The organism is Streptomyces thermospinosisporus, from assembly GCF_039526425.1.
In the GTDB taxonomy this organism is placed as follows: domain Bacteria; phylum Actinomycetota; class Actinomycetes; order Streptomycetales; family Streptomycetaceae; genus Streptomyces; species Streptomyces thermocarboxydovorans.
In genome coordinates this window covers 12,762-26,223 of the sequence record NZ_BAAAIZ010000151.1, presented here as the reverse complement: position 1 = coordinate 26,223, position 13,462 = coordinate 12,762, and the positions used below count along the sequence as shown (strand labels likewise).

Genomic DNA, 13,462 nt, shown 5'->3' with positions numbered 1-13,462 from the left:
CCGGCTGCAAGGGCACCGCCACCGGAAGCGGCAAGATCCGAAAGACAGCCCCTGGCGCCGCAGCCGGCTTCCGTGTGCGGGAACGTCCGGTCCCGCCCGCTACCAGGCGAAGGCCTCCGGGGACGGGCCCGGGCCGGGGAAGATCTCGTCCAGGCCGGCCAGCAGTTCCTCGCTCAGCTCCAGCTCCGCCGCCCGCAGCGCGGACGTCAGCTGCTCCGCGGTGCGCGGGCCGACGATCGGGCCGGTGACGCCGGGGCGGGTGAGCAGCCAGGCCAGGGCCAGCTCGCCGGGCTTCAGCCCGTGCTTGTCGGCCAGATCCTCGTACGCCTGGATCTTCGCGCGGGCGGCTGGGTCCTGCAGCGTCTCGGCGGCCCGCCCGGAGGCCCGCCGCCCGCCCTCGGCCTGCTTCTTCAGCACCCCGCCCAGCAGCCCGCCGTGCAGCGGCGACCAGGGGATCACCCCGAGCCCGTAGTCCTGCGCGGCCGGGATGACCTCCATCTCGGCGCGCCGCTCGTAGAGGTTGTACAGGCACTGCTCGCTGACCAGCCCGATGGTGCCGCCGCGGCGGGCGGCGAGCTCGTTGGCCTGGGCGATCTTGTAGCCGGGGAAGTTGGAGGAGCCGACGTAGATGATCTTGCCCTGCTGGATCAGGACGTCGATGGCCTGCCAGATCTCCTCGAACGGGGTGGCCCGGTCGATGTGGTGGAACTGGTAGAGGTCGATGTGATCCGTCTGGAGCCGCTTGAGGCTGGCGTCCACGGCCCGGCGGATGTTGACCGCGGAGAGCTTGTCGTGGTTGGGCCAGACCTCGCCGTCGGTGCCCATGTTCCCGTACACCTTGGTGGCGATGACGACCTTGTCGCGCCGGCCGCCGCCCTTGGCGAACCAGTTGCCGATGATGCTCTCGGTGCGGCCCTTGTTCTCGCCCCAGCCGTAGACGTTGGCGGTGTCGAAGAAGTTGATCCCGGCGTCCAGCGCCGCGTCCATGATGGCGTGACTGCCGGCCTCGTCGGTCTGCGGACCGAAGTTCATCGTGCCGAGGACGAGTCGGCTGACCTTGAGTCCGGTGCGTCCGAGCTGCGTGTACTTCATGACTGTCCAGCCAACGTCGTGGAGTGCGCTCTAAGCAAGGGGACGTCCCGCGGCCCTCCGCCCGCCCGGCTGTCGACCCCGTAGCGCACACCGACGTGCTGCGCGCCATGACGGGGTGCCGGTCAGCGGCCCCGGCCGCCGATGCGGTCCCGCACCTCGTAGGGGCCGCCCAGACCCCAGCTCTGCCACATCGCGTCCGCGAAGGACGCCGCCAGCTTGTGCTCGCCGCTGGCGTTGGGGTGCGTGCCGTCGTAGGTGTCGGCGTGGATGTCGTACGACGGGGCCGGGTTGGCCAGCAGGACGGGGGAGGCGGGGGTGTCCAGGTCGGCCGCGGTCTTGGCCAGGCGCTCGTTGAACTCGGTGACCTGGGCGGCGAAGGGGGCGTCCTGCTGGGCGCGGATGTTGGGGATCACCGGCAGCAGGACCATCCGGATGCCCGGGCGGGCGGCCCGCGCCTCGTCGACGAAGGTGCGGACGTTGGCCGCCGTCTGCTCGGCGTTGGTGTAGAAGCCCAGGTCGATCAGGCCGAGGGAGACCAGGAGCACGTCGGCGCGGCAGGTGCGGACCGCCTCGCCGATCAGCGGGGCCATATGGCACCAGCCCTCGCCCCACCCGGCCAGATGCGCCCGCGGGAAGTCGGGGTCGGCGTAGGCGTACGAGGTGGGTTCGTCCGTCGCCGGGTCCCGGAGCGTCTCGCGCGGTCCGACGAAGGTGAAGGGTCTGCCGTACGCCCCGCACAGGTGCTGCCACAGCCGGTAACGCCAGGTGTGTTCACCCGCGCTCCCGATGGTCATCGAGTCGCCTACGGGCATCAACCTGAGCACACGATCATCATGGACGAAACCACCGGTCGCCGCGATGTGAGTCCGGCCACCAGCCCTCGCACCGCCGCGCGGGGTGGCACTCTTGGGACATGCGCCGATCTTTCGCCCTGCTCGCCGCGGGACTTCTGGCGGGTGCTCTCGCCGTCACCGCCGTCCCCACCGCCTCCGCCGCCGGCAGCGACGACGGTGACGGCGGGTTCCAGATCAAGGATCCGCGCATCACCGAGTCCAGCGGGCTGGCCGCCTCCCGCCGCCACAAGGGCATCTACTGGACGCACAACGACCAGGACCGGGGCGCCTTCCTCTACGCCGTGGACAGCCGCACCGGCGAGACCGTCGCGACGATCACCCTGACCGGGGTGGGCACCCCGCGTGACGTCGAGGCGATCTCGATGGGCCCGGACAACCAGCTCTACGTCGGCGACATCGGCGACAACGACGGTGTGCAGTGGCCGTATGTGTGGATCTACCGGCTGCCCGAGCCGAAGGTGCTCAAGGACCAGACGGTCCGGGCCACCCAGTACGTGGTGAAGTACTCGGACGGCAGCCGCGACGCCGAATCGATGGTCGTGCACCCGAGGACCGGGCGCGTCTACATCATCGACAAGCAGGAGGAAGGCGGGCATCTCTACGCGGGACCCGCCGAGTTGAGCCCCTCGGGCACCAATGTCTTCCGGCCGGTCGCCGACGTGGAGATCTGGGCGACCGACGCCGCGCTCTCGCCGGACGGTCAACAGCTCGCCGTGCGCGGGTACTTCGGCGGCGTCCACTACGACTGGAACGGCGGGAAGCTGCGGCGCAAGGGGCGGCTGAGCGTGCCGATCCAAGGGCAGGGGGAGTCCGTCACCTACTCCGCCGACGGGTCGCGGCTACTGTTCGGCAGCGAGGGAGAGGGCAGCGGGGTCGTGGCGCGGGAGGCCCCGGGCGGCGGTGGTGACGGCGAGGGGTCGTCCTCCGGGAAGGGGGACGCCGCCGGTGCCTCCGGTGACGGCAAGTTCGGTGCCCCGACGCTGACTTCGGGGGCGATCGCGGTGATCGCCGCGATCGCCGTACTGCTCGGGCTACGACGGCTGTTCCGCCGCCGGGGCTGAGGAGGAGTCGCCGGGCGCCGGGGCTGAGGAGGAGTCGGCGGGCCCCGGGGCTGAGGAGGAGCCGTCGGCCGGCGGCACCGAGGAGCCGTCGGCCGCGGCCGCGCGGCGGGTGGTCACGCACATCTGGAACCCGCTCTCCTCCACGGCCGCGGCGACGCGCGAGCTGTTCGGGACGCCGGTCGGCGGCGGGGACTCCTGGGTCGAGCAGCATGCGCTGCTGATGGCGGGGCTGTGGCCGGTCATGCTGACGGTCCTCTTCCTGGCGGTGGCGGTGGCGGTGCGGCGCTTTCAGCGCCTGTGCCGGTAGGCGGAAGCCGGCAATTCGCAGCCAGGGGGCTGGTCGAGGCACGGACAGGCGAAGGGGCGCCCGGCGATGGCCGGGCGCCCCTTCACGTGTGCGTTCCGTCAGCGCACGGCGCTGGCGGACACGTCCGTCAGAGCCGCTCGATCACGTAGTCGACGCACTTCGTCAGCGCCTCGATGTCCGCCGGGTCGATCGCCGGGAACATCGCCACACGGAGCTGGTTGCGGCCGAGCTTGCGGTACGGCTCGGTGTCGACGATGCCGTTGGCCCGCAGGGTCCTGGCGACGGCGGCGGCGTCGATCTCGTCCGTGAAGTCGATCGTGCCGATGACCGCCGAGCGCTTGGCCGGGTCGGTGACGAACGGGTTGGCGTACTTGATGTCCTCGGCCCAGCCGTACAGCGTGCGGGCGGAGGTGGCCGTGCGGCGGACCGCCCAGTCAAGACCGCCCTGGCCGTTCAGCCACTCCAGCTGCTGGTTCAGCAGGAACAGGGTGGCGAGGGCCGGGGTGTTGTACGTCTGGTTCTTGCGGGAGTTGTCGATCGCCGTGGGGAGGCTGAAGAACTCCGGGATGTGGCGGCCGGAGGCGTGGATGCGCTCGGCGCGCTCGATGGCCGCGGGGGAGAAGATGCCGATCCACAGGCCGCCGTCGGAGGCGAAGGACTTCTGCGGGGCGAAGTAGTAGACGTCCGTCTCCGCGATGTCGACGGGCAGGCCGCCGGCGCCGGAGGTGGCGTCCACCAGGACCAGCGCGCCCTCGTCGGCGCCGGCCACGCGCTTGATCGGCATGGCCACACCGGTGGAGGTCTCGTTGTGGGTGAAGGCGTAGACGTCCACGCCGGCCGCGGCGACCGGCTCCGGGTGGGTGCCCGGGTCGGTGGAGATGATGTCCGGCTCGGCGAGCCAGGGGGCGAGCTTGGCCGCCTTGGCGAACTTGGAGCTGAACTCGCCGAAGCTGAGGTGCTGCGACTTGTTCTCGATCAGGCCGTGGGTCGCGATGTCCCAGAACGCGGTGGAGCCGCCGTTGCCGAGGATCACCTCGTAGCCGTCCGGGAGCTGGAACAGCTCGCGGATGCCCTCGCGTACCTGACCGACCAGGTTCTTGACGGGGGCCTGGCGGTGGGAGGTGCCCATGAGGGACGTACCGGTCGCGGCCAGCGCGTCCAGCGCTTCCGTCCGCACCTTGGAGGGACCCGCGCCGAAACGTCCGTCGGCGGGCTTGATGTCAGCGGGAATCTGGATCTCAGCCACGGTCGGAGCCTATCGGCTCCGGGAAAGCCGGGCGAAACGTCGTCCGTCCGGTGAGACGGGCGCGGGGCGCGGGGGGCAGGCGACGGGAGGCGCGGACGGTCCCTGCGGGCATGCTGAGGGAATGACCACCGGAACGACGGAGCACCGGCAGCTGCGGGACGAACTGGCCAGGGCCGTACGCGGGTCCGTGGACTTCGGCATCACCGCGCGGGCGCTGAACACCATGGACGCCTCCAACTACCGGCGGGTCCCGCTCGGTGTCGTCGCGCCGCGGGACGCCGACGACGTGGCGGCCGCGCTCGCGGTGTGCCGGACGCACGGCGTGCCGGTGGTGGCGCGCGGCGGGGGGACGTCGATCGCGGGGCAGGCGACCGGCACCGGGGTGGTGCTGGACTTCACCCGGCACATGAACCGCGTCCTCCACCTCGACCCCGAGGCGCGCACCGCCGTGGTCCAGCCGGGACTCGTGCTCGACCGCCTCCAGGAGGCCGCCGCCCCGCACGGCCTGCGCTTCGGCCCCGATCCGTCCACCCACTCCCGCTGCACTCTCGGCGGAATGATCGGCAACAACTCCTGCGGCTCCCATTCCGTCGCCTGGGGAACGACGGCGGACAGCGTGCGTTCGCTGTCGGTCGTCACCTCCGGAGGCGAGCGGCTGGAGCTCGGCCGGCGGTGGGCGGGGGCGCCGGCCGGGCTGCGGGAGCTGGTGGAGGGGGAGCTGGCCCGGCTGCGCACCGGCTTCCCGGAGCTGCCCCGGCGTATCTCCGGGTACGCGCTGGACGCGCTGCTGCCGGAGCGGGGCGCCGATGTGGCCCGCTTCTTCTGCGGGTCCGAGGGCACCCTGGGCGTGCTGACGGAAGCGGTGGTGGAGCTGGTGCCGGTGCCGCGGGTGCGGGCGCTCGCGGTGCTGGCGTACGCGGACGAGAGCGGGGCCGCGGAGGCGGCGGCGGGGCTGCTGCCGTACGGACCGCTGACGGTGGAGGGCATGGCGGCCGACCTGGTGCCCTCGCCGGCCGGTCTGCCGCGCGGCGGGGCCTGGCTGTTCGTGGAGACCGGCGGCGACACCGAGGACGAGGCGCGGGCGCGGGCGGAGACGATCGTGCGCGCGGCCGACGTCGTGGACCACCTGGTGGTGACCGACCCGGCGCGGCAGCGGGCGCTGTGGCGGATCCGGGAGGACGCGAGCGGCACCGCCACCCGCATGCCGGACGGCACCGAGGCCTGGCCCGGCTGGGAGGACTGCGCGGTGCCGCCCGCCCGCCTCGGCGCGTATCTGCGGGACTTCCGGGGGCTGCTGGCCGCGCACGGCCTGCGCGGCACCCCCTACGGGCACTTCGGGGACGGCTGCATCCACGTCCGCATCGACTTCGACCTCCTCACCGAGCCGGGCATCGCCCGCTTCCGCCGCTTCTCCGAGGAACTGGCCGGCCTGGTCGTGGCGCACGGCGGCTCGCTGTCCGGGGAGCACGGGGACGGGCAGGCCCGGGCCGAGCTGCTGCCGCGGATGTACGGCGAGGAGATGGTGGCCCTCTTCGAGCGGACCAAGGCCGTCTGGGACCCCGGCGACCTGCTGAACCCGGGCATGCTGGTCCGCCCCGCTCCGCTGGACACCCACCTCCGCTTCTCCGTGCTGCCCCGCGAGCCGGTCGGCGTCGCCTTCGGCTACCCGGCCGACGACGGGGACTTCTCGGCCGCGGTGCGCCGCTGCGTGGGCGTCGCCAAGTGCCGTACCACCTCGGTGTCCGGCCCCGCGGTGATGTGCCCCTCCTTCCGGGCGACCGGCGCCGAGGAGCACTCCACACGCGGGCGCGCCCGGCTGCTGCACGAGATGCTCGCCGGTGAACTGGTGACGGACGGCTGGCACTCCACCGAGGTGCGGGACGCGCTCGACCTGTGCCTGTCCTGCAAGGGCTGCCGCTCGGACTGCCCCGTCGGGGTCGACATGGCCACCTACAAGGCGGAGTTCCTGCACCACCACTACGCCGGCCGCCGCCGCCCGGCCGCCCACTACACCATGGGCCGGCTGCCGCTCTGGCTGCGCTGGGTGGCCCGGACCCGGACGGCGGCCCTGGTCAACGCGCTGGCGTCGGTGGGGCCGCTGGCCCGGCTCGGGAAACGCCTGGGCGGCCTCGCACAGCAGCGGGAGCTCCCACGCATCGCGGGCCGGACGTTCACACGCTGGTGGCGGAGCCGCGGTGCCGCAGCCCCTGCGGACGCCCCCCTGGTCGTTCTCTGGCCCGACACGTTCACCGAGCATCTGTCGCCCTCGGTGGGGCGGGCGGCCGTGCGGGTGCTGGAGGCGGCGGGCCTGCGGGTGGCCCTGCCCCCGTCGCTGCGGCTGCGCGGCCGGCCGGTGGGGGACGCGCGCTCACGGTCGGCGGCACGGCTGCTGACCGCCCGGCGCGGCCGGGTCTGCTGCGGGCTGACCTACCTCTCCACCGGCCAGCTCGACCGGGCACGGTCGGTGCTGCGCCGCACCCTCGACCTCATGGAACCGGTGCTGGAGACGGACGCCCCGGTGGTCGTCCTGGAACCGAGCTGCGCCGCCGCCCTGCGCTCGGACGCGCCGGAGCTGCTGCACGACGATCCGAGGGCCGCGCGCCTCGCCTCCCGCATCCGCACCTTCGCCGAGACCCTGGAGGAGTACGCCCCGCACTGGAGCCCGCCGAGGCTGGACCGCCCCGTCACCGGCCAGACCCACTGCCACCAGCACGCGGTGCTCGGCGACGCCGCCGACCGCCGGCTGCGCACCGCCGCCGGCCTCACCGGCGACCTGACCGGCGGCTGCTGCGGCCTCGCCGGCAACTTCGGCTTCGAGGACGGCCACTACGACATCTCGGCCGCCTGCGCCGAGGAACAGCTCCTCCCCGCGGTCCGCAAGGCCGGAGAGACGGCCGTCGTCCTGGCGGACGGCTTCTCCTGCCGCACCCAACTGGAACAACTGGCCGGCGTCCGGGTCCGCCACCTCGCGGAGGTACTGGCGGAGGGGCTGGACGCCGTGGACACCCCCTAGCGCATCAGCAGCCCGCGCAGGTCCCGTCCGTAGTGGATGCGCAGGCGGCGCAGTTCCCACAGGCACACCGCGGTGATGGAGACGGGGGCGCCCAGGATGAACACGTAGCGGACCAGGGCCGGCACGCCGGCGTGGGCGCCGGTGAAGATGTCGATCAGCGCCATCTCCGAGGCGAGCAGGGCGCCACCTCGGCGAGTGAGCCGCAAGATGGCGTCGAGCATGAGCCGGTCTCCCGATGGCGCCATCCGGCCTCGTCCCCCGTCCGGTCCAGTTGGCCTTGTGTCAAATCCACGAACAGTACTGCAGCGCCCATGGCGGCCGTTCGTGATCGGTGAGCGAGGGGGACGGAAGGCGGGCGTCCGTATGCCGGAGCGGCTTGACCAGGGGTGGGTGGGAGTCGCATGGTCAGGTATGTAAGCGGTTCACGGTCCTGACCTGATCCTGGCCTAGTTTAATTTGGTGGACTGGACAGTGCATCGTGTTGCACTATCGGCAGGGTGAACCCCTTGTCTCGCGGTACCGACGCTCAGGAAGGCCCCGTGACCACGCCCAGCTCCACGACTCCGTCCACCGTCACCCCGGCGGGCCAGGACCCGGCCTCCGTGCCGGGTGGTGCGCCGCGCGGCTGGGGGTCCCTCGGGCCGGTCGGGCTGGTGCTCGCCGGCGGGATATCCGTACAGTTCGGCGGCGCGCTCGCGGTGATGCTGATGCCCCGGGCCGGTGCGCTCGGGGTGGTCACCCTGCGGCTGCTGGTGGCCGCCGTGGTGCTGATGGCGGTCTGCCGGCCCCGGCTGCGCGGGCACTCGCGGACCGACTGGGGGACGGTCGTCGTCTTCGGCCTCGCCATGGCGGGGATGAACGGGCTGTTCTATCAGTCCGTCGACCGCATTCCGCTCGGCCCCGCGGTCACGCTGGAGGTCCTCGGGCCCCTCATCCTCTCCGTCGTCGCCTCCCGCCGCGCGATCAATCTGGTGTGGGCCGCGCTGGCCCTCGTCGGTGTGTTCCTGCTCGGCGGTGGCGGGTTCAGCAGCCTCGATCCGCTGGGTGTCCTGTTCGCGCTGGGCGCCGGCGGCATGTGGGCCGCGTACATCGTCTTCAGCGCCCGCACCGGCCGCCGCTTCCCGCAGGCCGACGGGCTCGCGCTCGCCATGGCCGTGGCTGCGGTGCTCTTCCTGCCGCTGGGTGTCGCCGAGGCGGGCACCAAGCTGCTCGACCCGACGACCGTGGCCCTCGGCGGAGCGGTCGCCCTGCTCTCCTCCGTGCTCCCCTACACCCTGGAGCTGCTCGCCCTGCGCCGCCTGCCCGCCTCCACCTTCGCCATCCTGATGAGCCTGGAGCCGGCCATCGCCGCGACCGCGGGCTTCCTGCTCCTGAACCAGACCCTCACCGCCCCCGAGGCCGCCGCCATCGCCCTGGTCATCGTGGCGAGCATGGGCGCGGTGCGGACCCAGGCGGGGCCGCGGCCGGGCAAGCGCAAGGTGTCGTCCGGGGTGTAGGAGGCGACTTCGGCGGCGGGCGGACGCCGCCCCGCCTGTTTCGCGTTGCCTCGCCCTCCGGGGTCGGCGGGTGCCTCCGGAGCCCGGCGAGAAATTCATGCAAGCATGCTTGATTGTTTAGTGGGTCACTGCCATGCTCCCCCTCATGGCCGACCCGACGCCCGTCATCGACGACCTGTGTGCCGAGAGCGACGAACTCGACCGGCTGGTGGCCGGGTTGGGGGAGGACGGCTGGAGGCTTCCGACTCCCGCGCCCGGCTGGACCGTCGCTCATCAGATCGCGCACCTCGCCTGGACCGACCGGTCCGCCCTGCTCGCCGTCACCGATGCCGACGGCTTCCAGAAACTCGTCGAGGCGGCCCTCGCCGCGCCGTACTCGTTCGTGGACGAGGGTGCCGACGAGGGGGCCCGGGCCGAGCCCGCCGAGCTGCTGGCGCGGTGGCGCGAGGACCGTGCCGCGCTCGCCGACGCCCTGCGGGCCGCCCCCGCCGGGGCCCGCTTCCCCTGGTACGGCCCGCCCATGTCCGCCGCCTCCATGGCCACCGCCCGGCTCATGGAGACCTGGGCGCACGGCCTGGACATCGCCGACGGGCTCGGTGTGGTGCGGCCGCCTACGGACCGGCTCCGGCATGTGGCCTGGCTCGGGGTCCGCACCCGGGACTTCGCCTACGCGGTGCACCAGCTCACCCCGCCCGCCGACCCCTTCCGGGTCGAGCTCACCGCACCGGGCGGTGAGGACCGGTGGGTGTACGGGCCCGAGGACGCGGCCCAGTCCGTCACCGGCCCCGCGCTCGACTTCTGTCTGCTGGTCACCCAGCGCGCCCACCGCAGCGATCTCGCCCTCACCGCCCACGGTCCCGACGCCGACCGCTGGCTGGACATCGCCCAGGCCTTCGCCGGGCCTCCGGGCGGCGGACGTGAGCCCAAGAGCGGACGTGAGTCCAAGAGCGGACGTGAGTCCAAGGGCGGACGTGCGCCCGAGGCCGGTCGTGAGCCCGAGGCCGGTCGTGAGCCCGAGGCAGGTCGTGAGCCCGAGGCAGGTCGTGAGGCCGAGGCAGGTCGTGAGTCCAAGGGGGAGGCGGCCCCGTGACGGGCACGGCAACCGGGACGGCGAAGGCCGGGTCGCCCCTGCGCATAGGCAACGCCTCCGGCTTCTACGGCGACCGCTTCGACGCGATGCGCGAGATGCTCACCGGCGGCGACCTGGACGTCCTCACCGGCGACTATCTCGCCGAGCTGACCATGCTCATCCTGGCCCGCGACCGGCTGAAGAACCCGGACGCCGGATACGCCCGCACCTTCCTGCGCCAGCTCGAGGAATGCCTGGGCCTGGCCCACGAGCGGGGCGTCAGAATCGTCAGCAATGCCGGCGGGCTCAACCCGGCCGGTCTCGCGGACGCCGTGCGCAAGCTGGCCGCCGAGATCGGTGTGCCGGTGCGCGTCGCCCATGTCGAGGGCGACGACCTCACCGCCGCCCACCCGGGCGCCCTGGCCGCCCACGCCTACCTCGGCGGCTTCGGGATCGCCGCCTGTCTGCGCGAGGGCGCCGACGTCGTGGTCACCGGACGGGTCACCGACGCGGCCCTGGTCACCGGTCCCGCCGCCGCCCGCTTCGGCTGGACCCCGGACGACCACGATGAACTCGCGGGGGCCGTGATCGCCGGGCATGTGCTGGAGTGCGGCACCCAGGCCACCGGCGGCAACTACTCCTTCTTCCGGGACGGCGACGTCCGGCACCCCGGCTTCCCGCTCGCCGAGATCCACGCCGACGGCAGCAGCGTCATCACCAAGCACCCCGGCACCGGTGGCTTCGTCGACACCGGCACCGTCACCGCGCAGCTGCTCTACGAGACCGGGGGAGCCCGGTACGCGGGGCCCGATGTCACCGCCCGCCTCGACACCGTGCGGCTCACCCGGGACGGGACCGACCGGGTGCGCATCGACGGGGTGCGGGGCGAGGCACCGCCGCCCGTCCTCAAGGCGGGGCTCAACCGGCTCGGCGGATTCCGCAACGAGGTCGTCTTCGTGCTCACCGGGCTCGACATCGAGGCCAAGGCCGAGCTGGTCAGGGCCCAGATGGGCGAGGCGCTCGCCAAGTCGCCGCCCGCCGAGGTGCGCTGGGACCTGGTGCGCACCGACCGCCCCGACGCCGGCACCGAGGAGACCGCCAGCGCCCTGCTGCGGCTCGTCGTACGGGACGCCGACGAGGCCAAGGTCGGGCGGGCGCTGAGCGGCGCCGCCATCGAGCTCGCACTGGCCAGCTACCCCGGGTTCCATGTGCTCTCGCCGCCCGGAAAGGGCTCGCCCTACGGGGTGTTCGAGGCGGCGTACGTCCCTCAGGATGCCGTTGACCACACAGCCGTCCTCCACGACGGGCGCCGCATCCCGGTGCCGCCGCCGGCGGACACCGCCCCCCTGACCGACGTACCCGAACCCCCGCTGCCCGAGCCGCTGCCCGCCGGGCCCACCCGGAGGGCGCCGCTCGGTGTCGTCGCCGGGGCCCGCAGCGGGGACAAGGGCGGGAACGCCAACGTCGGTGTGTGGGCGGTCAGTGACCCCGCCTGGCGGTGGCTCGCACATCACCTGACCGCGGAGCGGTTCCGGGAGCTGATCCCGGAGGCCGCCGGCCTTCCCGTGACCCGGCACGTGCTGCCCAACCTGCGCGCCCTGAACTTCGTCGTCGAGGGGATCCTCGGCGCGGGCGTCGCCGCCCAGCACCGTTTCGACCCGCAGGCCAAGGCGCTCGGCGAATGGCTGCGCTCCCGCCACCTGGACATACCGGAGGTCCTGCTGTGACGGTTCTCGACACCGCCGTGGACACCGACAGCCCCGAGTACCGGGCGCACCGCGAGGCGATGCTCGCCAAGCTCGCCGAACTCGACGCCGAGCACGCCAAGGCCCTCGCGGGCGGCGGCGAGAAGTACATCGAACGGCACCGGAAGCGCGGCAAGTTGCTCGCCCGGGAGCGGATCGAGGCGCTGCTCGATCCCGACACCCCGTTCCTGGAGCTGTCCCCGCTGGCCGGCTGGGGGAGCGACTACACCGTCGGCGCCTCCCTGGTCACCGGCATCGGGGTCGTGGAGGGCGTGGAGTGCCTGATCACCGCCAACGACCCGACCGTGCGTGGCGGTGCCAGCAATCCGTGGAGCCTGAAGAAGGCGCTGCGCGCCCATGAGATCGCGTTCGCCAACCGGCTGCCCTGCATCAGCCTGGTCGAGTCCGGCGGTGCGGATCTGCCGTCCCAGAAGGAGATCTTCATCCCGGGCGGCGCCATCTTCCGCGACCTCACCCGGCTGTCCGCCGCCGGGATCCCCACCGTCGCCGTCGTCTTCGGCAACTCCACCGCCGGCGGCGCCTACGTTCCCGGCATGTCCGACCACGTGATCATGGTCAAGGAGCGGGCGAAGGTGTTCCTCGGCGGTCCGCCGCTGGTGAAGATGGCGACCGGCGAGGAGAGCGACGACGAGTCCCTGGGCGGCGCCGAGATGCACGCGCGGGTGTCGGGCCTCGCCGACTACTTCGCCCTCGACGAGATGGACGCGCTGCGCCAGGCCCGCCGGGTCGTCGCCCGCCTCAACCACCGCAAGGCGTACCCCGATCCGGGCCCGGCCGAGCCCCCCAAGTACGACCCGGAGGAGCTGCTCGGCATCGTCCCGGACGACCTCAAGATCCCCTTCGATCCGCGCGAGGTCATCGCCCGCATCGTCGACGCCTCCGACTTCGACGAGTTCAAGCCGCTGTACGGCAGGAGCCTCACCACCGGCTGGGCCACCCTGCACGGCTATCCGGTGGGCATCCTCGCCAACGCCCAGGGGGTGCTGTTCTCCGAGGAGTCGCAGAAGGCGGCCCAGTTCATCCAGCTCGCCAACCAGCGCGACATCCCGCTGCTGTTCCTGCACAACACCACCGGCTACATGGTCGGCAAGGAGTACGAGCAGGGCGGGATCATCAAGCACGGCGCCATGATGATCAATGCGGTCAGCAACTCGAAGGTGCCCCATCTGTCGGTGCTCATGGGGGCGTCGTACGGCGCCGGCCACTACGGCATGTGCGGGCGGGCCTACGACCCCCGCTTCCTGTTCGCCTGGCCCAGCGCCAAGTCCGCGGTGATGGGCCCGCAGCAGCTCGCCGGGGTGCTGTCCATCGTCGCCCGCCAGTCCGCCGCGGCGAAGGGCAAGCCCTACGACGAGGAGGCGGACGCGGCGCTGCGCGCCATGGTGGAGCAGCAGATCGAGTCCGAGTCGCTGCCGATGTTCCTCTCCGGCCGGCTCTACGACGACGGCGTCATCGACCCGCGCGACACCCGCACCGTCCTCGGCCTGTGCCTGTCCGCCATCCACACCGCGCCCTACGAGGGCGCACGCGGTGGCTTCGGCGTCTTCCGGATGTGAGG

At 72.8% G+C, this 13,462-nt stretch carries 9 protein-coding genes and 2 pseudogenes; 7 read left to right on the top strand and 4 right to left on the bottom strand.

Going from position 1 to position 13,462, the window contains the following annotated elements:
• Positions 1-99 precede the first annotated feature (99 nt).
• Together ABD207_RS31820 and ABD207_RS31815 are read right to left on the bottom strand one after the other, a co-directional pair.
• Positions 100-1,092 (bottom strand): aldo/keto reductase, encoded by a 993-nt coding sequence (locus ABD207_RS31820; protein ID WP_344016788.1) that lies wholly within the window; start codon positions 1,090-1,092, stop codon positions 100-102.
• Positions 1,093-1,214: 122 nt separating this feature from the next.
• Entirely contained in the window at positions 1,215-1,916 is a 702-nt protein-coding gene (locus ABD207_RS31815; RefSeq protein WP_344016787.1) for an SGNH/GDSL hydrolase family protein, read from the bottom strand.
• Between the two features lie 89 nt (positions 1,917-2,005).
• Here ABD207_RS31815 and ABD207_RS31810 point away from each other — a divergent pair, with 89 nt between their 5' ends.
• Together ABD207_RS31810 and ABD207_RS31805 are read left to right on the top strand one after the other, a co-directional pair.
• On the top strand, positions 2,006-3,007 hold the full coding sequence (locus ABD207_RS31810) for a WD40 repeat domain-containing protein (protein ID WP_344016786.1): 1,002 nt from the start codon (positions 2,006-2,008) through the stop codon (positions 3,005-3,007).
• A gap of 124 nt (positions 3,008-3,131) precedes the next feature.
• A pseudogene (locus ABD207_RS31805) lies at positions 3,132-3,314 on the top strand (ABC transporter permease); the annotation flags it as partial.
• A 127-nt stretch (positions 3,315-3,441) separates the two neighbouring features.
• On the opposite strand, the gene serC reads toward ABD207_RS31805, so the two are convergent.
• Entirely contained in the window at positions 3,442-4,560 is a 1,119-nt protein-coding gene (gene serC, locus ABD207_RS31800) for a phosphoserine transaminase (RefSeq protein WP_344016785.1), read from the bottom strand.
• 121 nt (positions 4,561-4,681) lie between these two features.
• Here serC and ABD207_RS31795 point away from each other — a divergent pair, with 121 nt between their 5' ends.
• Positions 4,682-7,573, top strand: a complete 2,892-nt coding sequence (locus ABD207_RS31795; protein ID WP_344016784.1) for an FAD-binding and (Fe-S)-binding domain-containing protein — start codon at positions 4,682-4,684, stop codon at positions 7,571-7,573.
• Here the strand turns inward: ABD207_RS31795 and ABD207_RS31790 are convergent.
• Positions 7,570-7,794 carry a hypothetical protein gene (locus ABD207_RS31790; protein ID WP_344016782.1) on the bottom strand — a complete coding sequence of 75 codons (225 nt, stop codon included), beginning with the start codon at positions 7,792-7,794 and terminating at the stop codon, positions 7,570-7,572. The genes ABD207_RS31795 and ABD207_RS31790 overlap by 4 nt on opposite strands.
• A 318-nt stretch (positions 7,795-8,112) precedes the next feature.
• Between ABD207_RS31790 and ABD207_RS31785 the strand changes: the two genes are divergently transcribed.
• The 4 genes and pseudogenes from ABD207_RS31785 to ABD207_RS31770 all read left to right on the top strand — a co-directional run bounded on the left by ABD207_RS31785 (position 8,113) and on the right by ABD207_RS31770 (position 13,460).
• Positions 8,113-9,069 (top strand): EamA family transporter, encoded by a 957-nt coding sequence (locus ABD207_RS31785; protein ID WP_344016781.1) that lies wholly within the window; start codon positions 8,113-8,115, stop codon positions 9,067-9,069.
• A gap of 145 nt (positions 9,070-9,214) precedes the next feature.
• A pseudogene (locus tag ABD207_RS31780) lies at positions 9,215-10,003 on the top strand (TIGR03084 family metal-binding protein); the annotation flags it as partial.
• Between the two features lie 152 nt (positions 10,004-10,155).
• Positions 10,156-11,865 carry an acyclic terpene utilization AtuA family protein gene (locus tag ABD207_RS31775; RefSeq protein ID WP_344016779.1) on the top strand — a complete coding sequence of 570 codons (1,710 nt, stop codon included), beginning with the start codon at positions 10,156-10,158 and terminating at the stop codon, positions 11,863-11,865.
• On the top strand, positions 11,862-13,460 hold the full coding sequence (locus tag ABD207_RS31770; protein ID WP_344016778.1) for an acyl-CoA carboxylase subunit beta: 1,599 nt from the start codon (positions 11,862-11,864) through the stop codon (positions 13,458-13,460). Before ABD207_RS31775 ends, ABD207_RS31770 begins: the two co-directional genes overlap by 4 nt.
• The last annotated feature ends 2 nt before the right edge of the window (positions 13,461-13,462 follow it).